Source organism: Aquidulcibacter sp. (assembly GCF_049239865.1).
Taxonomy (GTDB): Bacteria; Pseudomonadota; Alphaproteobacteria; order Caulobacterales; family Aquidulcibacteraceae; genus Aquidulcibacter.
This window is the reverse complement of record NZ_JBMLTR010000061.1, coordinates 17,499-41,252: the sequence shown is the minus strand read 5'-3', so window position 1 is coordinate 41,252 and position 23,754 is coordinate 17,499. Positions and strand designations below refer to the sequence as shown.

The following is a 23,754-nucleotide window of genomic DNA, read 5'->3' as shown; positions in this document are numbered from 1 at the left end:
CGAAGTGGCTGGCATGGACGTCGTCGACCTCGGCACCGAATAAGGTCGCTGAACCGCTCTTATCTAGAAAGGCCCCGGAGCAATCCGGGGCCTTTTTTTGGCTGGGGAACTCTCACTACCAAAGCTCCCCTCTCCCATAAGAAGAGGGGCATGCCCATGTGGATCCTTTCTGATGCAATCTCCGTTTCGCCAAAGCGCTTCCGCGCTCCAAAGCCTTCTGCGATATCGGTCGGCCACATCCAAGGTCCCACACCCCCTCACACAAAAGTGAGAAAGGCTTAATGCCTTATGGTTAAGCATAGTGCCGAACAGAGCGAAGGGTGTGACCATGAAGCGTGTGTTGGCAGGTGTTGGAATTGTAGCCTTGGTGGCCATTATCGGCATTGGCACGGCTAAAGCCTTAATGAGCGGTGAAGCGCCCCATGCGGCGGCTGAAGCCAAGCATGATGCCGCCGATGCCCACGCAGCGCCCGCAGCCCACGAAACGGCAGAAGCCCACGCGGCCCCCGAGGGGGAGAAAACGTCCATTCTGTCGCAATTGATTCCTGGCAAAGATGGTGCCCATTGGGATTATGAGGGCACGAATGGTCCTGAGAATTGGGGCAAGATGGCTGAGGCCAATAAGGCTTGCGCTTCTGGCCAAGAACAATCCCCCATCGATCTCACCGGCGGGGTTGATGCGGAGGTTTCCAACATCGCCCTGCATTGGAAGCCCGCTGAATGGAACGTGCTCAATAACGGCCATACCATCCAAGTTGAAGGCAAGGACGGCGGCTATGCGACCATTGATGGCGAGCGCTTTGACCTCATTCAATTCCACTTCCATACCCCGTCTGAGCACACGATTGACGGGCGCAATTATCCGATGGAAGTCCATTTCGTGCATAAGAATGCCGAAGGCCGGCTAGCGGTTATTGGTGTCTTGATGATGCCCGGTGGCGAGAATCCTTTGTTCTCTACCATTATGGAAAAGGCCCCTAAGGAAGAAGGCACGGCCAGCGTCGGCATGATTGAGCAACGCGGCATGATCGCCCCTATTGATGGCGTTTATCGTTATCAAGGCTCACTGACCACACCTCCTTGTTCTGAAACGGTTTTATGGACTGTTCTGTCGACACCAATCTTGGTCTCGCAAAAGGATGTGGAAGCCTTCCAAGCGCTTTTCCCGATGAATGCAAGACCGATCCAGCCAGTCAATCGCCGCTACGTGCTGCGGGATTAAGGTAAGAGCCGCTTAGCCGCCGCACGGGGAACAGGCATTTTCACGCTTGGCCGATTTTTGTGGAACCAATGTTTCACCAAACCCCGTCTAAACACTGCTTACCGCTATCCCCAACCTTCCCAAACTCACAAAAGAGTATACCATTCGCTTCTAAAGGCTATGACTAGGTCTATGCCGCAGAGAGGATTGGTTGAGATGACGCAGAAGACAGGTGCTTTCACCCGCGTGGCAGGCTTGCTGGCTTTGGCGATCAGTATACTAACCAGCCTTGTCCCCACCGTGACCGCTGCCCAAACAACCCCCAATCCCGGCTATCTAGTTGTTGTCGGCAAGACCACAGATCGCGCCAAGATCGCAAGCTATGCCGCAGAATTGCCAGCGATATATGCAAGTCTTGATGGCTATTATCTCGCCATTGGGGCACCGGGGCGGGGTGTCACTTGGCTAGAGGGACCTTGGACAGATCGCTCGTTGATCTTTGCCAAATTTCCGACGCGCGCCGGTGCCGATGCCTTCTGGTGGGGCGACGCCTATCGGGCTGCCATTCGTAAGCGCGACAATGCCGGCGTGTTCAGCGTGGTGGCGATTGAAGGTGCAGGCCCTACGCCGTTTGAAGGGGCAGGGTCAGGCTTTTTGATCGTGATGACGGGGAGTACCGGAAAAGGGCCTGCCGACCAAGATGCATCTGCGCGCGCGGCAGCGAGCCTGATCGACGGGGTCAAAAGCTCTGGCGGGCAATTGGTCAATACACCCAGCATTGGGCAATTTACGCCGATGGAAGGTGATACTGTTTTTGACCGTTTCGTAGTCGCAGCTTGGCCCAGCCTTGCTGCGCGCGACGCCTATCTGGCAAGTGGCGATGCCGCAGAAGCCAAACACCTGCGCGCTATGGCCGGGATAAGTGCCGTGGCGGCGGTAAATGGCGTTCCACGCAACCAAGCCCCCACCGCGGTAAACCCAAATCCGACTGGCGTCGCGCCCAAATAAAGCGAATCATTTGGGGTAAAATAAGGTCGTATTCAGGCGTTTTTGGCAGCAATTTTTGGGTTCTTTTCGTCACCCAATTATCCACGGGAAGGGGGTAAAACGAGCTGAAAAGCGCGCTGACAACCCCCCTATGCGGAATTGCAACGCTGGCGTAAGCGCCTAAAACCCTTAACTTAATTTGTCTGTTTTTCCCCAATTTAGCGAAAGTTACAGGTTGCGACTGCGTTGCTGCGTTTGCGAAATGGGGTTCGGCGGGCTAAAAGGCACTCATGAAGTCGGGACAGACCGGCCTCTCTAGGACCTTCGTGCGTGATGCAGCGACCGTCCTAGGGACTGTGTGTTTGATCGTATGCCTCAGCACGATCGCTCATGCAGAACCTGTGGTGGAAGATGCCCAGGTTGATGCCGACATAACCACGACCCAATCCCAGGGTACTCCGCAATCGAAGCGCAACACGGCCGAGCTCGACCGTGCGCGTCAGATACGGTGTCTGGCTGAGGCAGTGTATTATGAAGCGAAGGGTGAGCCCCGTCGCGGCCAAGAAGCAGTAGCTGAAGTGGTTGCAACGCGGGTGGCTTCAAAGGCATATCCAAAGAGTTTCTGTGGCGTTGTTTACCAACGTTCAGGACGGAGTTGCCAATTTTCTTGGGCATGCAGCGCTAGGCGTGCCCCAAGCGGTCTACAATGGCAACGCGCCAATGAGATCGCAGAACGTGTCGTTGATGGGTGGAGACCCGGTGTAGCACCCGGTGCGACCCACTTTCACGCGACATTTGTTGACCCCAGCTGGGCGCGCGTCTATCGCCGCGTTACAAGCATCGGGGGCCATGTCTTCTACCGCCAGATCGTGCGGTAAAATCAAACGAAGTCCATTTTGACTTCCAACCTATCAGATGCCCTCGCTGTCTCCGGCGAGGGCATTTTGCTTTTCGATTAGCTGTTCAGGACGGTCTTGCGCATTTGCTTGGCGAGATATTTGGGCAAAAAGCGGCTGAAGAAATGCGCGCGGTCTGCCGCTTTGCCGACTTTGACGATGACATCTTCCCCATGTACCGCATCCCAAGTGCGCGCAGCGGCCATTTCGACTGGGTAAATTTCAATGCCATTCATGGCAGGCCGCTCTTTCGAGTTTGACCCTGCCTTTTCAACCATATCGAGGATGGGGGTGTCGACAAACCAAGGGCACAGGGCAATGACGCGAATATTCTTGCGCGAGAATTCAACGTCTAAGGCCTCACTCAAGCCGCGCACGGCAAACTTGGTCGCCGAATAGACGGCAAGGCGAGGGGAGCCAACGAGTCCAGCTGTGGAAGCGGTATTAATGACGCGGGCACCGGGCGTGGTTTCCAGAAGCGGCAGGGCGGCATAGATTCCGTTCATCACTCCTTTGAGATTCACATCCACCACCAGGTCGGCGTCATCGTGTGCCACATCTTCATACCAGCCGTGCTTGCCGATCCCGGCATTGTTGAACAACACATGCATTCGCCCGCCCGTCGCATCGCCAAACTGGCTTACAGCATTGCTCCACCCATGGCGGTCGCGCACGTCAAAGACGCCCGTGCAGTACGAATCAACTGGCATATCTGCCGCGGTTTCCGCAATGCCCGCGGCATTGACGTCATAAAGCCCGCAATACCAGCCGCGTTGCGCAAAATGATGGGCGGTGGCCCGGCCAATGCCTGATCCGGCTCCGGTTATAAAAATCGTTTTCCGGCCGCGTGCTTCACTCATTTTCATTCCCCGCTAGATGGTCTGGTGCGTCAATGGGCGGCGCAACTCGATAGGACCTGCAGAAACCCTACCGAACGGCACAAATGCACTGCGGTCAAGTATGCTGGAATGCGATTGGCGCGCTATATGATGGCGCTAGACAGGAGAGACGTCATGGAAGACCGCGATACGTGGATCAAGCAATTGCGCTATCGCGCTTGGCGGCGCGGCTTTCGCGAGCATGATTTCTTGATGGGCACATTTGCCGACCAGCATTTGGCAAACTGCAGTTCAGAAGATCTCGATCTTTTTGAAGCGCTTCTCGATCAAGCCGATTGGGATGTCTATTATTGGATCGTCGGCCAAGTGCCGGTTCCAGAGAAATTTCAGGGTCCTGTGATGGAAAAATTGCAAGCGATGAGCTTCACGGTTGAAACCATTCGTCGGACAAGTTGACGGGCGAGAGGGCTTCGCGCCCTTACGAATGACACAAACTTCTGTATAGTCGAGCTATGATAGCTGATCTTGACCATTATCCAAGTGTTTGGGCCCGGCGGGCGGACTTAATCGTCCATCTCGCGGGATTGACCTTGGCCTTGTTTGGCGGTGGTTTGGCTTTAGGTCTTGCCGTCAGCAACGGGATGCTGGGCAAAGTCGCGGCGGTTTCCATCTATGCCTTGGGCTTGATCGCCATGCTGGCTTTCTCCCTGGCCTATAATTTTGCCAAACCCAGCTGGCAGCCGTTTTTACGCCGCTTAGACCATGCGGGCATCTTTTTGATGATTGCCGCCAGCTATACGCCTTTCACCACGCAAGCTCTAACTGGGGCTTGGTCCATCGGCATGACGACGGCTGTCTGGGCTTTGGCTGCCCTTGGCATAGCGGGCAAGATGTTTTTGCCCGGCCTTGGCAAAGCCATTTGGGTTGTCCTCTATCTGGCTCTCGGCTGGATGGTCGTCATTGCCATTAAGCCGATGATTGAAGAAGTTCCTGCTGTGGCCATGTGGCTGTTGGCGGCTGGTGGTGTTGTCTATTCGGTTGGTACGATCTTCTACGCGGCAAAGGGTCTTAAGTTCCGCCGCGCGATATGGCACGGCCATGTTGTGGCCGCAGCGGGCCTGCATTATGCGGCGATCTTGGTAGGGGTCGTGCTTGTCGGGGCCAATTAAACTGCCCGTTTAGCGCAGACGAGACGTCCCTCCCTGCAAAAATGTTTCCGACAGGTAAAAACATTTTTGATCTCCCCTTGAAACCCGTTTCTCCCCTGCATTTAGATGGCCGCGCTCATAGAGAGCCCTGATGCACAGGTTGATTGGAGAAACGACATGAAAATGATCACGCGTTTGGCTGCGGGGGCAGCTTTGGCCATGGCTATGACTATGGGTGCAGCGGCACCCGCCATGGCGCAAGAGTCGAGCTATAAGCCGGGCTCCGTTTTTGAACTTAGCTATATCAAGGTGATGCCCGGCGAATTTGAAAATTATATGGACTATCTTTCGGACCGCTGGAAAAAATCCAATGAATTTTTGAAGAAAGAGGGCGTCGTTCTCAGTTATCGTGTTTTGGCAATCAACAATGCCCGCGAGGGTGAACCAAGTTTGGTTTTGCTAATTGAATACAAGGACTATGCAACCAACGCGCAAAAAGACGCAGTCGGCAAGAAACTGAACGAGTTTATGGCCCAGACCGATCGAAGCTCTCAGGCCGCTTCTGCCGCGCGCCGCAAAATGCGGGAGCAAAGGGGCTCGATGGAGCTACAAGAGCTCATTTTGAAATAATTCTGGCAAAATCTCTGGAACAAAGGGCTGTGGACGGACCGCGTCCGCAGCCCGATTTGTTTGGTCCGCCCGCTTGACGCCCTCTGCCAAGCGCCGCACAAGTTTCGCCCATAACAGGGAGAGAACACCATGGCGAAAATCGGCTATCTCAGCATCGGAACCAATGATTTTGATAAAGCGACAGGCTTTTACACCACGCTTCTGGGCGAAATTGGTGGCAAGCCTTTGATGCCAACCTCTGCTGGCTTGATCTACCGTTTGCCCGAAGGGGCGATGTTGATGGTCACCAAGCCCCATGACGGTGCAGCAGCCACTTTTGGCAATGGCACGATGATCGCCATCCAAGTGGATCAGAAAGAGCAAGTCGCAGCCATGCACGCCAAAGCGCTGGAATTGGGTGGTTCGTGCGAAGGCCAGCCAGGCCCGCGCGGCGCTTTTGGCGATTTTGCCTATTTCCGCGATTTGGATGGCAACAAACTGGCGGTCTATTACTCCACCCAAATGTAGAGACTGAATCGGCGGCTACTGAAGTCCTGCCCTCGCCAAGGGGGCAGGGCGTCGCTATATCGCGTGACCATCCTCCGCAAAGCACAGCGACCCATGCCGATCTCTCTTGTCGAAACCCTCGCCAACGCCGTTGGCCCGTTGCGCGTGTCAGGTGCCGTTGAAGGCTATGACGCAGGGCTGATCGCGCGTGCCGCTTTGCTGCGGGGCGGGGTGACGTTGCATGTGGCGCGCGATGATGCCCAAGCGTCGAGCTTTCTGGCGGCGGTTCGCTTTTATGCGCCTAGCCTGTCTGTTCTGCGGCTGCCGGCTTGGGATTGTTTGCCCTATGACCGGGTAGGCCCAGCGCCTGAAATCAGCGCGACGCGGCTATCGACTCTCACCCAATTGATCCGGCGAAAAGAGGGCGATGCGCCGGTACTGGTATTGACGACGGGCGCCTCCCTTCTCCAACGCGTCGCGCCTCGCGACAGGTTGCGCGCGGCATCTTTCTCCGCCCGGCCTGGCCAGATCCTCGATGTCAGCGTCATTCAGGCCTATTTCGCCGCCAATGGCTATGTACGGACAGCGACCGTGCGGGAGCGCGGTGACTTTGCCATTCGCGGCGGGGTGATTGATCTATTCCCGCCAGAATTGCCAGAGCCTGTGCGCCTCGATCTGTTTGGCGATACGCTGGAAAGCATCCGCAGCTTTGACCCCGAGACCCAGCGCTCAACCCATCAATTGCAAGGCGTGGTGTTAGCGCCCGTCTCAGAAGCTATTTTAGACGATGTCGCGGCCAGCCGTTTCCGTCTGGGCTATTTGGAATTATTTGGTGCCGCCCAAGGCGACCCGCTCTATGAAGCGGTCACCAAGCGCATGCGCCGCAATGGGATGGAACATTGGTTGCCGCTGTTCCATGAGCATATGGAGACGGTGTTTGACTATGTGGGTAATCACGCCCTGATTAGTCTTGATCCCCATGCCATGGATGCCGCGACCGAACGTGCGGCCCAAGTGACGGATTATTACGAGGCGCGCCGCATCCCGCCGCCCAAAGGCTCTGCTCCTTATAACCCGCTACCACCTGAACGGCTCTATGCCACGGTGGGTGAACTAGAAGGCTTGCTCGCCAGCCGCGATGTGCGTCGTCTCAGCGCCTATCAAGAGGCCGAAGGCGGTCAAGCGCTGATCGAGAGCGGTGCTAAGGCAGGTCGCAACTTTGCTGCCGAACGCGCCACCGAAGGCGTCAATGTTTGGGATGCTGCCCGCAAGCATGTCGAAGCTTTGGCGGCCCAAGGTGTGAAGCCAATCTTGGCTGCTTGGACGGATGGCTCGGCAGAGCGTTTGGGCCATGTCTTGCAAGAGCATGGCATGGCGGCCCTGTTCCCGCTGCCCAATGCGGATGCCATTGCCTTGATGCCCAAGGGCGCGATTGGTCTTGCGGTTCTGCCGTTAGAGCGCGGCTTTGTCGCTGAAGACTATGCCATTCTGTCGGAACAAGACATTCTGGGTGAGCGCTTGGGCCGTGCGCGCAAGCGCCGCAAGGCTGCCAGTATCATTCTGGAGGCGGGCAGCCTGTCGGCGGGTGACCTTGTGGTGCACATTGATCACGGCATTGGTCGCTATGAGGGCCTGCGCACGTTGGACGTGCAGGGCGCACCCCATGATTGCCTTGAGCTGATCTATGCTGGTGGCGACAAGCTGTTCCTGCCCGTTGAGAATATCGAGCTCGTCTCGCGCTATGGCTCTGAAGATGCGACCGCCCTGTTGGACAAATTGGGCGGTGTGGCGTGGCAGGGCCGCAAGGCCAAAGCCAAGCAGCGCCTGAAGGATATGGCCGAAGCGCTGATCAAGATCGCCGCAGCGCGCGCGGCCAAAGTGTCAGAGCCGATTGTGGCAGGCTCTGGCGATTATGACGAATTCTGCGCCCGCTTCCCGTGGGATGAGACCGACGACCAATTGTCGGCCATTGAAGACATCTTCAATGATCTGGCGGCTGGCCATCCGATGGACCGGCTGATCTGTGGCGACGTGGGCTTTGGTAAAACCGAAGTGGCCCTGCGCGCGGCCTTTGTTGTCGCCATGACCGGCCGGCAAGTGGCGGTCGTGTGCCCCACGACACTCTTGTCGCGCCAGCACTTTAAGACCTTTAGCGAGCGCTTCCGCGGCTGGCCGATCCGGGTGCGCCAATTGTCGCGCATGGTGGGGTCTAAGGAAACGGCAGAGACCAAGCGCGACCTCGCCGATGGCAAGATCGATATTGTGGTCGGCACCCATGCCATCTTTGCCAAGGACCTGACGATCCGCGATCTGGGTCTGGTGATCGTCGATGAAGAGCAGCATTTCGGCGTGAAGCACAAAGAGCGCCTGAAAGAATTGCGCACCGACACCCATGTGCTGACCCTGTCGGCAACGCCCATCCCGCGCACCTTGCAATTGTCGCTGGCCGGTATTCGCGAGATGTCGATCATTGCTACTCCACCGGTCGACCGCTTGGCCGTGCGCACCTATGTGACGCCTTGGGACCCGATCACGATCCGTGAAGCCCTGCTGCGTGAGAAATATCGCGGTGGCCAAGCCTTCTTTGTCGCCCCGCGGGTGGAGCATTTGGAGGATATTGAGCGCTTCATGAAGGAAATGGTGCCCGAAATGACCTATGCGGTGGCGCATGGTCAGATGAGCCCAACCCAGATGGAGCCGATTGTGACGGCCTTCTATGAAGGCGTCTATGATGTGCTGATCTCGACCACGATTGTGGAAAGTGGCTTGGACATTCCCCGCGCCAATACGCTGATTACTTGGCGCGCCGATATGTTTGGCTTGGCACAAATGTATCAATTGCGGGGCCGGGTTGGCCGCTCCAAGACCCGCGCCTATGCCTATCTGACGGTGCCTGCTGAAAAGCCCATTACGCCAAGTGCCGAAAAGCGCCTGAAGATCCTACAATCGCTCGACAGTCTTGGCGCTGGGTTCCAATTGGCCAGCCATGATCTCGATATGCGTGGTGGCGGCAACCTCTTGGGCGAAGAGCAATCGGGCAATATTCGCGAGGTCGGTGTCGAACTCTATCAGCAAATGCTGGAAGAGGCGGTCGCCAGCCTGCAGGATGGCGGCGAAGTCGTCTCGGCGCGGTCTTGGTCGCCTGCGATCAATCTGGGGGTCGCGGTTTTGATCCCAGAAGACTATGTGGCAGACCTCAATGTGCGCCTGTCGCTCTATCGCCGCTTGAGCGAGCTGGAGAGCGATGCCGACCGCGACAGCTATGCCGCAGAACTGGCCGACCGCTTTGGCCCCTTGCCAGAAGAAGCGCGGCAATTGATCCAGATTGCGGGCGTCAAAGCACTGTGCCGCAAAGCCCATATCGCCAAGCTGGATGCCGGGCCAAAAGGGGCTGTGCTGACTTTCCGCCCAGAATCTGCGCCCGACCCGATGAAGCTGGTGGCAGCCGTGCAAAAGCAGCCTGCGCTGTTCCGCTTGCGGCCAGACGGCAAGATGGTGGTCAATGGCGATTGGTCTACCCCCGAACAACGCCTCAAAGGTGCCCGCCGCGCCGCTGCCTTCTTGGCTGCAGAAATGGGGTGAGGGGCGAGGGCTTGACGGCGGCTCTTGCAAGAGATCACATTCAAGTCTTCTAAGTTTTCAGTTGTTCGGATTTTTATGAAGTTATTGGGTGCCCTAGCGGTTTTGATCCTTGTCTCTGGCTGTCAAGCGATTGGACAAGCAGATACCTGTCCATTGCCACGCGAAGATACCGAACGCCTCCTCGCGCTCAATTTCGAACAATTCGACCAAGACCTCAAAGGCGGGTGGCGTGCTGTTGGCGATCGGCACGGCTGCGAGGCGCGCGGCGCGCGGTTGATTGAGGCCTACATTAAGAAGCATCAGAAAAACATTCCAGCCAGACGCGTGGCGACGCTTAATTGGCACCTCGGGCAGATGTGGGCTTCTGCGGGTAACTCGCGCAAAGCCATCGCCGCCTTCAAGGCGACAAAGCCTGAAGGCGATGACGCTCAAAACTTTTATGCCGATGCTACGATTGCTTACCTTCAGCGCGATAGAAAAGCCTTTGATCATGCGCGGGCGGGTTTGGCAGCTCTGCCGCCGCCAAGGAATTGGGACAAGGCGGTCGCCGACTACGAAAAGCGCTTCAACATGCCTGGGCCGGTGTGGCCGATCAATCTGGATGTGGTGGATCGCCTAGGCGCGTGCTTTGATGAACCTTACTGGCTGGCTTATTCAGGTGCTTGCCTGAACGCAGTTACCCCAACCACACCCCCAACTGCCGTCAAGCCTTGAGTTTTGAGGGCATTGCTCCTACATGACCGCCATCACGCACGCGGGCTCGCGGCGCGCGAACCCTTTTTTATTCCTTTGGGGATGGGCAGGGGTCGTTCGTCCATCCGGCGCGGTTCTCACTCCGAGGCCGCTCCTGCTCGCGGAGGCTAGCCGGAAAAAGGATTGAAATACCATGGCAGTGCCAGAATTTACTATGCGCCAATTGCTCGAAGTGGGCGCACACTTTGGTCACCAGACCCACCGTTGGAACCCAAAGATGAAGCGTTTCATCTTTGGCGAGCGCGCCAACATCCACATTATCGACCTCAGCCAAACTGTGCCTTTGTTGCATCAGGCTTTGCTGCGCGTCCGTGACGTAACCGCAAAGGGCGGCCGCGTCTTGTTCGTTGGCACCAAGCGTCAAGCATCCGACCCTGTGGCCGCTGCTGCAAAGCGCTGCGCCCAATATTATGTCAACAGCCGTTGGCTGGGTGGCACGCTGACCAATTGGCAGACGATTTCAAAGTCGATTGCCCGCATGCGCGAAGTTGAAGCCATTGTGCAAGGCGACGCACCTGCAGGTTTGACCAAGAAAGAAATCCTGAACCTGACCCGCGAATATGAAAAGCTTGAGCGTTCGCTCGGCGGGATTCGCGACATGGGCGGTATTCCTGACTTGATGTTCGTAATCGACACCAACAAGGAAGCAATCGCGATCAAAGAAGCCAAGAAATTGGGTATCCCAGTTGCGGCGATGATCGACAGCAATTGCGATCCCGATGAAGTCGATTTCCCAATCCCAGGTAACGACGACGCTGCGCGTTCCATCCAATTGTTCTGCGACCTGATTGCAGATGCAGCTTTGGATGGCTTGGCCGAAGGTCAATCGTCTTCGGGCGTTGATTTGGGTGCCATGGAAAACCCAGTTGAGCCTGTTTTGGCTCAGATCACCGAAGAAGCTGTCGCAGAATCGGTTGATGGCGACGTCGAAGCTCCTGCTGAAGCTTAAAATTTCCCGCCTTGGTTTGTGCTGACACAGGCCAAGGCGGACCCCACAAACACTCTACCCTGGAGGCGATTATGGCCGAGATTACGGCTGCCCTCGTTAAGGATCTTCGCGAGAAGACCGGCGTCGGCATGATGGACTGCAAAAAAGCGCTGACCGAAAACAATGGTGACATCGAAGCATCGATTGACTGGTTGCGTGCAAAAGGCCTTTCGAAGGCTGCGAAAAAAGCTGACCGTGCGGCGGCTGAAGGCTTGGTTGGCGTTTACGTCGCGGGCAACACCGGTGTGTTGGTCGAGCTGAACGCTGAAACCGACTTCGTGTCGCGCAACGAGCAGTTCCAAGCAGCCGTCAGCGGCATCACCAAGCTGGCCCATGGCTTTGACGGCTTGGAAGCATTGGGTGCAGCACCTTCGCCAGCCGGTGAAGGCACTGTCAACGACTATGTGACCAATCTGATCGCCACCATCGGCGAAAACATGACCTTGCGCCGCATGGCCAAGGTTTCGGTCAACCAAGGCGTTGTGGCTTCTTATATCCACACCGCAACCGGTGAAGGCTTGGGCCGCATCGGCGTGTTGGTTGGCGTTGAAACCGGTGGTGACGCCACTGTTGCCAATGACATCGGCCGCAAGGTTGCGATGCACATTGCTGCGACCGCGCCTCTGTCGCTGAAGACCGACGATCTCGACCCAGCCGTGGTTGAGCGCGAGCGTCAAGTTCTGACCGAGCAAGCCCGCGAAAGCGGTAAGTCGGATGACGTGATTGCCCGCATGATCGAAGGCCGGATCCGCAAGTTCTATGAAGAAGTGGTGCTCTTGCAGCAGCCATTCGTCATGAACCCAGATCAAACCGTCTCGGCTTTCGTTGCTGAAACGGCAAAGGCTGCTGGCATCAGCGCAGAAGTCACTGGCTTTGCGATGTTCAAGCTGGGCGATGGCGTTGAGAAAAAAGAAGATGATTTCGCCGCAGAAGTGGCCGCATTGAGCGGCACTTAAGCTAAGAATTCGTCGTCTTTTGGCCGCGATTGCCGAATAGACGGAAAATAGCAAAGTGTAAGATGACACTTTGCTGACAAGAAACAGGGCGGCGTGCTTGGCGTGCCGCCCTTGGTCTGTCAGAAGACCTGCCTGCATGCTTTCGGGCGAGTCATGTTAAGGCCTGTCGAAAGCTGGGAGACGCAGCCAAATGAATGAAGTAGCCAAGCCAAAAGACCAGAAACCGCGCCGGATCTTGCTCAAGATTTCGGGCGAGGCGCTGATGGGCGACGGTCAGTTTGGGATTGATCAAGAAACCTGTCTTGGATTTGCGCGCGACGTAAAGGCGGCCCGCGATTCTGGCATTGAATTATGCTTGGTCATTGGTGGCGGCAACATCTTCCGCGGTATTTCAGGTGCCGCCAAAGGGATGGAACGTGCCACGGCAGACTATATGGGCATGTTGGCCACCATCATGAATGCACTGGCGCTGCAAGGGGCCTTGGAGAGCATTGGGGTTCACACCCGGGTGCAGTCTGCCATTCCCATGCAAACCGTCTGTGAGCCTTATATTCGTCGTCGTGCGATGCGCCACATGGAAAAAGGCCGCATTGTGATTTTCGCTGCCGGTGTTGGCAGTCCGTTTTTCACCACGGATTCGGGTGCGGCTTTGCGCGCCGCTGAAATGGGCTGTGACGCTTTGCTGAAGGGCACAGGTGTTGACGGCGTCTATACTGCGGACCCCAAGACCGATCCAACTGCCACCCGCTATGACAAGCTGTCCTATACAGACGTCTTGGCAAAGAACCTCAAAGTGATGGATGCGTCTGCCGTTTCTATGATGCGCGACAGCAACATCCCGATTATCGTTTTCAACATTCGTCAACCCGGGCGCTTGGCCGAGGTGCTTGCGGGCACCGGAGTCTGCACCGTCATAACGGACAACTGAACCATGCCGACCTTTGATATCCAAGACACTAAACGCCGAATGGAAGGCGCAATCACAGCCTTGAAGGGCGATTTTCAAGGCTTGCGAACCGGACGGGCCAACGTCAATCTGTTGGAGCCCGTCATGGTGGAATCCTATGGTGCTATGGTGCCCCTGAACCAAGTCGGGGCCATTTCCTCGCCCGAGCCGCGCTTGTTGACGGTGACTGTTTGGGAAAAGTCCATGGTGAATGTGGTCGACAAGGCCATCCGCAATGCCGGCATTGGCCTCAATCCTGTGATTGACGGCATGACCCTGCGCGTGCCCATTCCGCCTTTGAATGAAGAGCGCCGCCGCGAACTGGTGAAATTGTCGGGCAAATATGCCGAAGCTGCCCGCGTTGCCATCCGCAATGTGCGCCGCGACGCGATGGAGCAATTGAAGAAGTCTGAGAAAGACGGCGACATCAGCGAAGATCAGTTGAAGAAGCTCTCCACCCAAGTCCAAGAAGCCACCGACTCCTTCGTCAAGCAGGTCGACCAGACCGTGAAGACGAAGGAAGACGAGATCATGCAAGTCTAGGATGGCAGGGGCGCTCGCCGACTGGGCCGCAAAGGCCGCACATCAGCTTTCGCCTCGAGGCGGTGAAAGTGAAGGCGCGCGTCCGCGCCATATTGCCATCATCATGGATGGCAATGGGCGTTGGGCGACCGCACGGGGCATGCCGCGCGCCTTTGGACATTCGGCTGGCGTGCAAGCGCTGCGCAATACAGTCGAGGCTGCAGGCGACCTCGGCCTTGAAGTTCTGACTGTCTATGCGTTCTCAACCGAGAATTGGCGCAGGCCGCCCGATGAAATTGAAGCTTTGTTTGGCCTATTGCGCGGATTTATTCGCTCTGATTTAGCGCGGCTTGATCGGGCAGGGGTCCGTATCCGCGTTCTGGGAGAGCGCGAGGGTGTACCAGCCGACATTCTGACCTTGATGGATCAGGCTGAAAAGCAAACGGCAGACAATACGATCATGACTTTGGTCATCGCCTTTAACTATGGCGGCCAAGCAGAAATCGCCCGTGCAACTCAAGAGATTGCGCGCCAAGCAGCTGCAGGCCTGCTTGATCCTGCCACGATTGGCCCTGAGACAATAGCGCAATTCCTGCCCAGCCGCGACTGGCCAAATCCAGATTTGGTGATCCGCACCAGTGGCGAGCAGCGCCTGTCTAACTTCCTGATCTGGCAGTCGGCCTATGCCGAATTTTTGGTCTTCGATACGCTGTGGCCAGACTTTGGTCGACCGCAGTTGGAAGAAGCGCTGCAGGTCTTTGCCAAACGAAACCGTCGTTACGGGGGCGTTTGACTTTGAATTCAGCGCCGGAGCATGACCCCAAACAATCTGCCTTCTCCATTGGCTTAGCGGCTGACAAATTAGGGGGAGACCTGCGGGTTCGCTTTGTTTCAGCTGTGGTGATGGTCGCGCTTAGCTTAACTGGGGCTTGGTTTGGCGGCATAGGCTGGGCGCTTCTGGCCGCAACCATCATGGCCGCACTGGCTTTTGAATGGGGCCGAATGATTGCGCCCAAAGCCGTCGATCTCGTACCGCGATCTTTGATCGCTGCCGTATGTGGCCTTTGCTTTGTGCTTTTGCCGCGCAGCTTTGAAGCTTTAGCTGCGTTCGGCTTCTTTTTGACCTTGGTGCGATCCCCGCGAGAGTTTGGGTTTCTCGCCATGGCAGGCTCTATCTATCTCGCCTTATCAGGTTGGGCGTTAGCGGGGCTTCGGGGGCAGGATGAGATTGGCCGCAGCCTGATGTTCGGCTTGTTTGCCATCGTCTGGTCGACAGATTCGATGGCTTATTTGGTCGGTCGCGTCGTCGGTGGACCTAAGCTATTTCCACTCATCAGCCCGAATAAGACCTGGTCTGGTTCGATTGGCGGCACGGTTGCAGGCATTTTGGCAGGCGCTCTGTATGGGCTACTCGCTGGCAATAATCCGGTTGCTTGGGCACTCGTGGGCTGGCTCTTGGCTGTCGTTTCGCAAGGGGGCGACCTGCTAGAATCCTTGGCGAAGCGTCATTATGGGGTGAAAGACGCGTCAGGCGTCATTCCCGGTCATGGCGGCGTGCTGGATCGTCTTGATGGACATTTGGCCGCAGCTTTGGCCTTTGTGGCCATTTTGCTAGCGATTCCCGGTTTGCGCGCTATGCTCACATGAATATGACGAAATCTTTGACTATTTTAGGGGCCACGGGCTCTGTTGGCCAAGCCACATTGGATGTGGTGATGGAAGCCAATGTACGTGCCCGCGCCGCCGAGCAGGGTGATGCGTATCGCGTGGTCGCGCTGACCGCCAATCGCGATTGGGCAGGCCTCGCCGAACAGGCCATTTTGACTGGGGCCAGTTTTGTGGCGCTGGGCGATGCACGCTTTGGCCCACAGCTGACAACGGCCCTCGCTGGCCATCCCACCGAAATCGGTCTGGGACCTGAGGCATTGGTAGAAGCAGCCGCACGGCCCGCCGACGTCGTGATGGCCGCCATTGTGGGGGCGGCAGGGCTCGCCCCGGCGCTCGCCGCAGCCAAGCGCGGTGCCACCATCGCGCTGGCAAATAAAGAATGCCTCGTCTGTGCAGGCTCGGTTTTCTTGAAGGCGGTGCGAGACGGTGGGGGCACGATCCTCCCAGTCGACAGCGAGCATAATGCGATCTTCCAGGTCTTGGACAAATCAGACCGGGTCGAGAAACTGATTCTAACCGCCTCTGGTGGCCCATTCCGCACTTGGAGTGCCGCCGCGATTGCAGCGGCAACGCCAGCGCAGGCAGTGGCCCATCCCAATTGGTCTATGGGGCAGAAAATCTCGGTCGATAGTGCCACTTTGATGAACAAGGGACTGGAGTTGATCGAGGCTGCGCTTCTTTTTGGGATGCCGGAAAACAAGATTGAGGTGCTGGTTCATCCGCAATCGGTTATCCACAGTTTAGTGGCGTACCAAGATGGCAGTGTTTTAGCACAATTAGGTGCAGCGGATATGCGCATCCCGATCGCCCATGCACTGGCTTGGCCAGCCCGATTGGTGACGTCAGCACCACGATTGGACTTGGCGGCTATTGCGAAGCTCGACTTTGAAGTTCCTGATTTAGAACGATTTCCTGCGCTCAATCTTGCACGCTGTGCGCTGCAGAAGGCGGGGGCTGCCCCGACAATCTTGAACGCGGCCAACGAAGTGGCCGTCCAAGCCTTTCTGGATCGTAATGTTTCCTTTCCAGAAATTGCCGCAATCGTGTCGGAAACCATGGATGAAGCCTGCCGCCTTGGCATGGATGCTGCTTTGGGAGACTTGGATGATGTCTATGCTGCTGATGAAGCGGGCCGTAGCATTGCCACTCAAAACATTGCGAAACGCAAGTTTGTCTCAGTTTAGGCCGAGGCACTTGTGTCTCCTAGGCCGGAGTTCTTGGTGAGATGTTAGAAAATATTGGCGGCATAGCAATCAGCCTTGCGTCCTTCGTGGCGGTATTGGGCATCGTCGTTTTCGTGCACGAATTTGGTCACTTCCAAGTCGCGCGTTGGTTTAAGGTCAAGGTCGAATCCTTCTCGATTGGCTTTGGTCCCGAACTTCTGGCTTGGACCTCCAAGGCAGGCATTCGCTGGCGCATTGGGGCTTTGCCTTTAGGCGGCTATGTCAAATTTGAAGGCGATAAGGACGCAGCGTCGCAGCCCGACGTCACCCAGGCCAAGGCCGATAAAAGCAGTGGTTTGTTCCATGCCCAGCCAGTGGGCATTCGCGCCGCGGTGACGGCTGCAGGGCCTGCCTTTAATTTCGCTTTCTCCATTGCCGTGTTTGCCATTTTCTTTGCGATGTTTGGCGAAACCGTTCAGCGCCCGGTGATTTCGGGCGTGCTTCCAGATGGTGCCGCGGCGGCCGCGGGCATCAAAGCTGGCGATGAAGTTGTGGCGATCAATGACCGTAGAGTCGATGATTTCGTTGAATTGCAGACCGCGATCATGGTCTCCGGCGGCAAGGAAATGCGGCTTGTGCTCAAGCGCGACGGTGCCGAAATTCCGATTAACGTGACGCCGAAGGTCGTCGAGCGCAAAACCCCCTTTGGTGATACCGAAACACAGGGCCTTTTGGGCATTGAAACACGCTTTACCAAGGACACACTCGAGCATCGCACCTATAATCCTGTTGAAGCAGTGGTGCGCGGTGGCGAGCAAACGGGGTCAATCGTCAGCACGCAGGTGAATTTCATTACGGCCCTGTTGCGGGGCGGCATGTCGGCCGGCCATTTGAATGGGCCGTTGGGCATCTATCAGATTGCCGGTAAAGTCACAGAAAACTCTGTGGAAAGTGCGGGCCCTGATGCCAGCGCGGTTAAAGTGGCCGAATCAGTCGGTATCGGCTTGGTACGACTTGCCGCGGTCCTCTCTATTGCGGTCGGCTTCATGAATCTCCTGCCTCTGCCAGTTCTCGACGGGGGGCACTTGGTATTTTATGCGGCTGAGGCTATTCGTGGTAAACCGATCCCTGAAAAAGTGCAGGCAATCAGCTTCCAAGTTGGTCTTGTTTGTATCTTGAGTTTATTCGTTTTTGCGACTTTCCAAGATCTCGACAGGGCAGGTTTGTTCAACGTGCTGAAAGGCTTTGTCGCCGCGGGCTAGGATTGCTGTGCCAAATTGTCTATCCACCACTTCTGAAACTCGGGTGTGACCTTCATGGCACGCTTGCAACAAGGTTTAACGGGCTCCTGTATGGCATCAATTAAACGTCTGCTGATTGGCGGCGCTGCTGCATTGGCAGCAAACGCTTGCTATGGCCCTTTGGCCTTTGCCCAACAGGCTGGCGACGTCAGCGAAGCTGCGGCCCCGCAAATCATCACCAGTGTAGCGGTGGAAGGCAATCAGCGCATTGAGACGGCCACAGTGCTGGCCTATGTCGCGATCCAACCCGGCGAATCCTTTAGCCCAGAGCGGATCGACATTGCCTTGAAGACCCTGTTTGCGACAGGTTTCTTTGCCAACGTCGAATTCGAACAGCGCGGTCAAACCTTGGTGGTAAAGGTTGCTGAAAACCCAACCGTCAACCAAGTATTGTTTGAAGGCAATAGCGCGGTCACCAAGGACAAGCTTGAAAAAGAAGTCCAGATCAAGCCGCGCTCTTGGTTTACGCAAAACCGGGTGCAGGCCGACATCCGTCGCATGCAGGAAGTCTATCGCCGGTCGGGCAAATTTGCCGCCAACATCGTGCCCAAGATCAAGGTGCTGCCGTCTAACCGCGTCGACCTGATCTTTGAAATCAATGAAGGTCGCACCACGGGCATCCGCAAGGTCAATTTTATTGGCAACCAAGCGTTCTCGGATTCGCGGCTGAAGGGCGTTGTGGTCACGCAAGAGTCGGAGTGGTGGCGTTTCTTCTCCAGCAAAGACAATTATGATCCAGACAAATTGGATTATGATCGCGAACAATTGCGCAAATTTTATCTCAATGAAGGTCACTATGATTTCCGAGTGAAATCAGCGGTGGCCGAATTGACGCCAGACCAAAAGGACTTCTTCGTCACCTATGCGGTGGAAGAGGGGCAGAAATATACGTTTGGCGACATCACGGTAAACACCAAAAACTCAAAGCTGAGCGGCGAAGTTCTGCGCGCTTTTGTGCCGATCCGCAGCGGCGCGATGTTTGAGCGCGACTTGGTAGAAAAGGCGATTGAATCGATCACCTTCGCCGCCGGTTCGTCCGGCTATGCGTTCGTGGATGTCCGCCCGCGTGAAACTGCCGACCGCGATAACCGCAAGGTCAATATCGTTTTTGACGTTGACGAAGGTCCGCGCGTCTATGTTGAGCGTATCGATGTCATCGGCAATACGGCAACCTTGGACCAAGTTATCCGGCGTGAGTTGCGCTTGGCAGAAGGCGATGCTTTCAACCGCGTCTTGATCGATCGCTCTAAGAACCGGGTGAAAGCACTGGGCTTCTTCAAAGAAGTTGAGATTGAAGAAAAGCCCGGCTCCTTGCCCGACCGCACGGTTGTGGAAGTCAAAGTTGAAGAGCAAGCTACCGGGGAACTGGCTTTCAGTGTCGGTTACGCCTCGCAAGAAGCTTACAATTTCGCGGTCTCGATCTCCCAGCGTAACTTGCGTGGCCGGGGGCAATTCTTGCGCTTCCGGGTGGAGACCAGTTCGCGCACGAAGAATATCGACATCCGCTTTACCGAGCCGCGCTTTATGGGGCGCAACATCGCCGCTGGCGTCGATATCTTCTCGATTGAGCAGGATTATCTGCGCGAAGCGGGCTTCTTGACTAATTCAACTGGTTTTGGCGTGCGCGGCGGTTTCCCATTGGCGGAAGATCGCAGCTTGGGTCTGCGCTATACCTATCGCAATGACACCAACGAAATCCCATCGGTCTCGTGTTTTAATGCAGATGGGACACCATTGCTCGATGCAAGCGCGCTGTGTCGTTCGCTCGGCAAAACGACGACTTCGCTGGCCGGATATTCGTTCAACTGGGACCGTCGTAATGATCCCCGCCGTCCAACCCGCGGCTTTGACATTTCGCTCACCCAAGATTTCGCTGGTGTCGGCACGGGGGTTAAATACCACCGGTCTGAGTTCACGGGCGGCGTCTATCGGGGATTGTTCCCCGGCTGGCGTGCCAGTGCAACCTTGTCGGCAGGTCACATTGCCGGCTGGGATGGCGACACGATCCGCGTGAACGACCGCTTCTTTAAGGGGGGCCAAAGCTTCCGTGGCTTTGAAATCGCCGGTATCGGCCCACGCACGGTCTTTTCCGTCCGCGATGCCGATTCAACCCAACCCAACGGCTTGTCGCAAACTGTGCGTACCGTGTATGGCGACGCTCTGGGTGGCAAGACCTATGGTATCGCGTCGTTTGAATTGACTGTTCCTACGCCATTGCCTGAATCTTACGGGATTTCGGCGGCTTTGTTCTTGGACGTCGGTACGCTTGGCGGGCTTGATCCCATCGACAAGGTTAAAGGCGACATCAATTACGGCACCTATCAAAACACCCGAGATGGCTTGGCTCTGCGTGCGTCTGCAGGCTTGTCCGTCAATTGGGTTTCCCCATTTGGCCCTGTTCGGTTTGACTTCTCAAATCCATTCATGAAGCAGGATTACGACAAGGCTGAAACCTTCCGGTTCTCAACCGCGACCAATTTCTAGGGCTTTCCGCCCCCTAATGTTCCAGGAGAAACATCTATGAAAGCACAATACGTGATGGCTGGCGTTGCAGCCTTGTTGGTGGCTGGTGCCGCTCAGGCTCAAACCCCGGTTCCAGTACCAGCCCCAGCACCAGCGGCTGCAGCAGCCCCCGCACGCCCAGCTGGGTCGCCTGCTGTGTTGAGCCCAGTGGTCGTTTATGACCTCGGCAGCCTCATCCAAGACAGCTTGGCTGGCCAAGACATGTCCAACAAGTTGAAAGCTATTCGTGACCAAATCAATCGCGAATTGGAGCCAGATCAGCGCCAGCTCGAGTCTGAATTGCGGGCGATTTTGTCCAGCTCCGTGCAAGAGTCGCAAAGCGCGGCCGGTCGTCAGCGCCAAGAAGCGTTTCAGCGCCTCAACAATGAATTCCAACAAAAGCAAGAGCGTTTGAGCCAAGTCATGCAATTGACCGAGCGCAATGCGATTGACGCCTTCAACAAGGCCATCGCGCCTGCGTTGCAGCAAACCTTGGTGGCCCGCAACGGCCTGATCGCTATTTCGGCAAACCAAGTTGAAGCCTTCATTCCAGGCGTCGACATGACCGCTGATTTGATCACGCGCCTCAACGCGACCACGAAGACGATCAATGTCGTTCGTGCGACTTTGCCAACCCAAGGCGGCGCAGCGGCTCCAGCAGCGGCTCCAGCCGCAGGCGCACCAGCTGGCGCACCTTTGCCAGCACGTCCACCCGCTGCAGCGCCAAAGCGTCCATAAGATCGAACGCGCCCGCCCTGCGGGCAGGGGCAAGCGCCTGAAACACCTAATGCCACATGACGCGGTCTCCTCCTTGGGGGCCGCGTTTTCTATCCTGCGTGTCAGGCTTGCGTGGGCCAGTGATAATTCGCTTATAGGGGCTTAAATTGTCCGACTCGGAGCCTAAACGATGATTGATCCGCGCTTCTATAGGCTCCTTGGGCCCAAAACATTGCGCGACTTGGCCCAAGTCGTGAAAGCTGACCTACCTGCGGGATTCGACCCTGAATTGGCGCTGACCAGTTGTGCGCCACTCGATCAAGCGCAAGCAGGGGACTTGGCCTTTTGTCAGGGCCCGGCCAAGGGCAAATCCACCATTGAAACCGGGGCAGGGGCTTGTCTGGTACGGGCCGAACATGCGGCCATGCTGCCACCGGATGTCGCGCCCTTGATCGTCAAAGAACCGCGCGCTGTTTTTGCTGCCGCCGCAGCGGCGTTGGTCGCGCGTCGCGATTTCGACCCGACGGCACCTGCAGTGCCCGCCTCAGTAAAGCTGGAAGCCGATGTGGTGGTTGGTCGAGGCGTCGTAATCGGCGACGATGCAGAGATTGGACACGGCACCACGATTGGCCCCAATAGTGTGATCGGGCCGGGCGTCGCGATTGGTCGCAATTGCCGCATTGGTGCCAATGTCACGATCTATTGTGCTCTGATTGGTGACCGAGTGATCATTGCGTCGGGTAGTGTGATCGGCGAGGTCGGCTTTGGCGTTGCCCCAACAGCCACCGGGCCTGTCGATGTGCCGCAATTGGGCCGGGCGATCTTGCAAGACGAAGTATCAATCGGCTCGCTTTGTGCCGTCGATCGCGGCGCCTTTGGCGATACGGTGCTGGGCATTGGCTGCAAGATCGATAATTTCACGCAAATCGCGCATAATTGTCAGCTTGGATTGGGCGTTGTGATTGCCGCTTTCGGCGGGATATCTGGCTCATGCGAGATTGGAGACAATGTGATGATGGGCGGCCGCGTCGGTTTGGGTGACCATATTCGTGTGGGTGAGCGTGTCGTCATTGCGGCTGGGAGTGGCGTTCTGGAATCCGTCCCCGCTGGCGAAGCATGGGGTGGCTATCCGGCTAAACCACTGCGACAATGGATGCGAGAATCGGTTGCCCTCAAACGACTGGTCAACCCAAAACCACAAACAAGCCCGAAGGGCGGGGAATGAAGATGAGCGATATTATTGATTGCGACGAAATTGAACGCCTGATCCCGCACCGTTTCCCATTTCTGTTGATTGATCGGTGCTTTGACTATGTCGAAGGCCAAAGCATTCGTGGGATTAAATGCGTCACGGCAAATGAGCCTTTCTTTCAGGGCCATTTCCCGAACCGTCCGCTGATGCCCGGCGTATTGCAGATTGAAGCGATGGCCCAAGCCAGTGCGGTGTTGATGTCCAAGACGCTTAAGGTCGACGCGAAGACAGCTGGCATCATGTTCATGTCTGTCGACAATGCCAAGTTTCGCCGCCCAGTTCGGCCTGGCGATGTGTTGAACATTCATGTCGAAGTGCTGTTGGGTCGCCGCAATATCTACAAATTTGCCGGTAAAGCTGAAGTCGATGGCCAATTGGCCTGTGAGGCGGAATGGGCTGCGATGAAAGTAGATTTGGCATGAGCGCGACAATTCACCCCTCCGCCGTCATCGAAGAGGGGGCGGTGATCCATGACGGGGCCAAGATCGGCCCTTTCTGCTATATTTCCAGCCAAACGACCGTTGGTCCGGATGCGCATTTGGTATCGAATGTCACAACTTATGGCCGGGTCTCCATTGGGGCGAATACGCAAGTTTGGCCGTTTGCGGTCTTGGGCGGTCCACCGCAAATCCATCCCTATCAGGATAGCGATACCCAGCTTGTGATTGGTGCGTCCTGTGTGATCCGCGAGCATGTCACCATGCACCGAGGATCCACCCGCGATCAGGGCCTGACCAAGATTGGCGACGGCTGCTATTTCATGGACAATTCCCATGTGGCCCATGATTGCGTGGTCGAGGATAATTGCATCCTCGCCCGTAGTGCGACTTTGGGCGGCCATGCCCATTTGGCTAAGGGCGTCTATATTGGTGGCCTCGCTGCGGTTCACCAATGGACGCGCATCGGCACCTTCGCTTTTATCGGCGCTTTGGCTTTGGTCACGCGTGACGTCATCCCCTTCGCCATGGCCAATGGCAATCCGGCGCATTTGAAGGGCCTCAATATTGTGGGCTTTAAGCGGCGCGGCAATTCGACCGCACAAATCCGCGATATTCTCGCTGCCTTCGACATGTTGTTTGGCGATGATGTGACGCCGTTACAGGACCGCATCTCGGACGTGAGCGAGAGTTTCCAAGACAATGAGCAGGTTCAGGCCATGCTGGACTTTTTGAACGGCACTTCCAAACGCGGGATTTGTAGCGCGGAACGCTGAGACC

Annotated in this window: 23 protein-coding genes; 22 read left to right on the top strand and 1 reads right to left on the bottom strand. The window is 56.5% G+C overall.

Translation table 11 applies throughout. The features are described 5' to 3' along the window. The first annotated feature begins 328 nt into the window (after positions 1 to 328). The 3 genes from ACOVRA_RS04600 to ACOVRA_RS04590 all read left to right on the top strand — a co-directional run bounded on the left by ACOVRA_RS04600 (position 329) and on the right by ACOVRA_RS04590 (position 3,066). Positions 329 to 1,222, top strand: coding sequence for a carbonic anhydrase (locus ACOVRA_RS04600; protein ID WP_421719272.1), 894 nt, complete (start codon positions 329 to 331; stop codon positions 1,220 to 1,222). A 195-nt stretch (positions 1,223 to 1,417) separates the two neighbouring features. After that, a complete protein-coding gene (locus ACOVRA_RS04595) occupies positions 1,418 to 2,209 on the top strand; it encodes a DUF1330 domain-containing protein (RefSeq protein WP_421719271.1) in 792 nt (263 codons plus the stop codon). A gap of 269 nt (positions 2,210 to 2,478) precedes the next feature. Continuing rightward, positions 2,479 to 3,066 carry a cell wall hydrolase gene (locus tag ACOVRA_RS04590; protein WP_367117147.1) on the top strand — a complete coding sequence of 196 codons (588 nt, stop codon included), beginning with the start codon at positions 2,479 to 2,481 and terminating at the stop codon, positions 3,064 to 3,066. A gap of 77 nt (positions 3,067 to 3,143) precedes the next feature. Here ACOVRA_RS04590 and ACOVRA_RS04585 read toward each other — a convergent pair whose 3' ends face one another. Next, positions 3,144 to 3,944: an SDR family oxidoreductase gene (locus ACOVRA_RS04585; RefSeq protein ID WP_421719270.1), complete on the bottom strand. Its 801-nt coding sequence runs from the start codon at positions 3,942 to 3,944 to the stop codon at positions 3,144 to 3,146. A gap of 153 nt (positions 3,945 to 4,097) precedes the next feature. Between ACOVRA_RS04585 and ACOVRA_RS04580 the strand changes: the two genes are divergently transcribed. From ACOVRA_RS04580 to lpxA, 19 genes are all read left to right on the top strand, one after another. Further along, entirely contained in the window at positions 4,098 to 4,379 is a 282-nt protein-coding gene (locus ACOVRA_RS04580; RefSeq protein ID WP_290801870.1) for a succinate dehydrogenase assembly factor 2, read from the top strand. A 56-nt stretch (positions 4,380 to 4,435) separates the two neighbouring features. Continuing rightward, positions 4,436 to 5,092 carry a PAQR family membrane homeostasis protein TrhA gene (gene trhA / locus ACOVRA_RS04575; protein ID WP_421719269.1) on the top strand — a complete coding sequence of 219 codons (657 nt, stop codon included), beginning with the start codon at positions 4,436 to 4,438 and terminating at the stop codon, positions 5,090 to 5,092. A gap of 210 nt (positions 5,093 to 5,302) precedes the next feature. Continuing rightward, on the top strand, positions 5,303 to 5,701 hold the full coding sequence (locus ACOVRA_RS04570) for a hypothetical protein (RefSeq protein ID WP_421719268.1): 399 nt from the start codon (positions 5,303 to 5,305) through the stop codon (positions 5,699 to 5,701). A 129-nt stretch (positions 5,702 to 5,830) separates the two neighbouring features. Continuing rightward, positions 5,831 to 6,208 carry a VOC family protein gene (locus ACOVRA_RS04565; protein ID WP_421719267.1) on the top strand — a complete coding sequence of 126 codons (378 nt, stop codon included), beginning with the start codon at positions 5,831 to 5,833 and terminating at the stop codon, positions 6,206 to 6,208. Positions 6,209 to 6,301: 93 nt separating this feature from the next. After that, a complete protein-coding gene (gene mfd, locus ACOVRA_RS04560) occupies positions 6,302 to 9,769 on the top strand; it encodes a transcription-repair coupling factor (RefSeq protein WP_421719266.1) in 3,468 nt (1,155 codons plus the stop codon). A gap of 75 nt (positions 9,770 to 9,844) precedes the next feature. Beyond that, entirely contained in the window at positions 9,845 to 10,483 is a 639-nt protein-coding gene (locus tag ACOVRA_RS04555) for a hypothetical protein (RefSeq protein WP_421719265.1), read from the top strand. A 172-nt stretch (positions 10,484 to 10,655) separates the two neighbouring features. Beyond that, positions 10,656 to 11,471: a 30S ribosomal protein S2 gene (gene rpsB, locus ACOVRA_RS04550; protein WP_290801854.1), complete on the top strand. Its 816-nt coding sequence runs from the start codon at positions 10,656 to 10,658 to the stop codon at positions 11,469 to 11,471. Positions 11,472 to 11,542: 71 nt separating this feature from the next. Continuing rightward, positions 11,543 to 12,466 (top strand): translation elongation factor Ts, encoded by a 924-nt coding sequence (tsf, locus tag ACOVRA_RS04545; protein ID WP_421719264.1) that lies wholly within the window; start codon positions 11,543 to 11,545, stop codon positions 12,464 to 12,466. Between the two features lie 190 nt (positions 12,467 to 12,656). Further along, positions 12,657 to 13,394, top strand: a complete 738-nt coding sequence (pyrH, locus tag ACOVRA_RS04540) for a UMP kinase (RefSeq protein ID WP_290811629.1) — start codon at positions 12,657 to 12,659, stop codon at positions 13,392 to 13,394. A 3-nt stretch (positions 13,395 to 13,397) separates the two neighbouring features. Continuing rightward, a complete protein-coding gene (gene frr, locus ACOVRA_RS04535; protein WP_421719263.1) occupies positions 13,398 to 13,955 on the top strand; it encodes a ribosome recycling factor in 558 nt (185 codons plus the stop codon). 1 nt (position 13,956) lies between these two features. Continuing rightward, complete coding sequence (locus ACOVRA_RS04530) at positions 13,957 to 14,727, top strand: isoprenyl transferase (protein WP_421719262.1); 771 nt, start codon at positions 13,957 to 13,959, stop codon at positions 14,725 to 14,727. A 2-nt stretch (positions 14,728 to 14,729) separates the two neighbouring features. Next, positions 14,730 to 15,581, top strand: a complete 852-nt coding sequence (locus ACOVRA_RS04525) for a phosphatidate cytidylyltransferase (protein ID WP_421719261.1) — start codon at positions 14,730 to 14,732, stop codon at positions 15,579 to 15,581. Next, on the top strand, positions 15,578 to 16,786 hold the full coding sequence (dxr, locus tag ACOVRA_RS04520; RefSeq protein ID WP_421719260.1) for a 1-deoxy-D-xylulose-5-phosphate reductoisomerase: 1,209 nt from the start codon (positions 15,578 to 15,580) through the stop codon (positions 16,784 to 16,786). The genes ACOVRA_RS04525 and dxr overlap by 4 nt, the downstream gene beginning before the upstream one ends. A 41-nt stretch (positions 16,787 to 16,827) precedes the next feature. Beyond that, complete coding sequence (locus tag ACOVRA_RS04515; RefSeq protein WP_421719259.1) at positions 16,828 to 18,027, top strand: M50 family metallopeptidase; 1,200 nt, start codon at positions 16,828 to 16,830, stop codon at positions 18,025 to 18,027. A 90-nt stretch (positions 18,028 to 18,117) separates the two neighbouring features. Then, positions 18,118 to 20,550, top strand: coding sequence for an outer membrane protein assembly factor BamA (bamA, locus tag ACOVRA_RS04510; protein ID WP_421719258.1), 2,433 nt, complete (start codon positions 18,118 to 18,120; stop codon positions 20,548 to 20,550). A 36-nt stretch (positions 20,551 to 20,586) separates the two neighbouring features. Continuing rightward, positions 20,587 to 21,306, top strand: a complete 720-nt coding sequence (locus ACOVRA_RS04505) for an OmpH family outer membrane protein (RefSeq protein ID WP_421719257.1) — start codon at positions 20,587 to 20,589, stop codon at positions 21,304 to 21,306. 169 nt (positions 21,307 to 21,475) lie between these two features. Beyond that, the gene (gene lpxD / locus ACOVRA_RS04500; protein ID WP_421719256.1) at positions 21,476 to 22,510 is read left to right on the top strand and encodes a UDP-3-O-(3-hydroxymyristoyl)glucosamine N-acyltransferase; all 1,035 of its coding nucleotides are present in this window, start codon (positions 21,476 to 21,478) and stop codon (positions 22,508 to 22,510) included. After that, positions 22,507 to 22,959, top strand: coding sequence for a 3-hydroxyacyl-ACP dehydratase FabZ (gene fabZ / locus ACOVRA_RS04495; RefSeq protein WP_395631601.1), 453 nt, complete (start codon positions 22,507 to 22,509; stop codon positions 22,957 to 22,959). Before lpxD ends, fabZ begins: the two co-directional genes overlap by 4 nt. Further along, positions 22,956 to 23,750: an acyl-ACP--UDP-N-acetylglucosamine O-acyltransferase gene (gene lpxA / locus ACOVRA_RS04490; RefSeq protein WP_421719255.1), complete on the top strand. Its 795-nt coding sequence runs from the start codon at positions 22,956 to 22,958 to the stop codon at positions 23,748 to 23,750. Before fabZ ends, lpxA begins: the two co-directional genes overlap by 4 nt. The last annotated feature ends 4 nt before the right edge of the window (positions 23,751 to 23,754 follow it).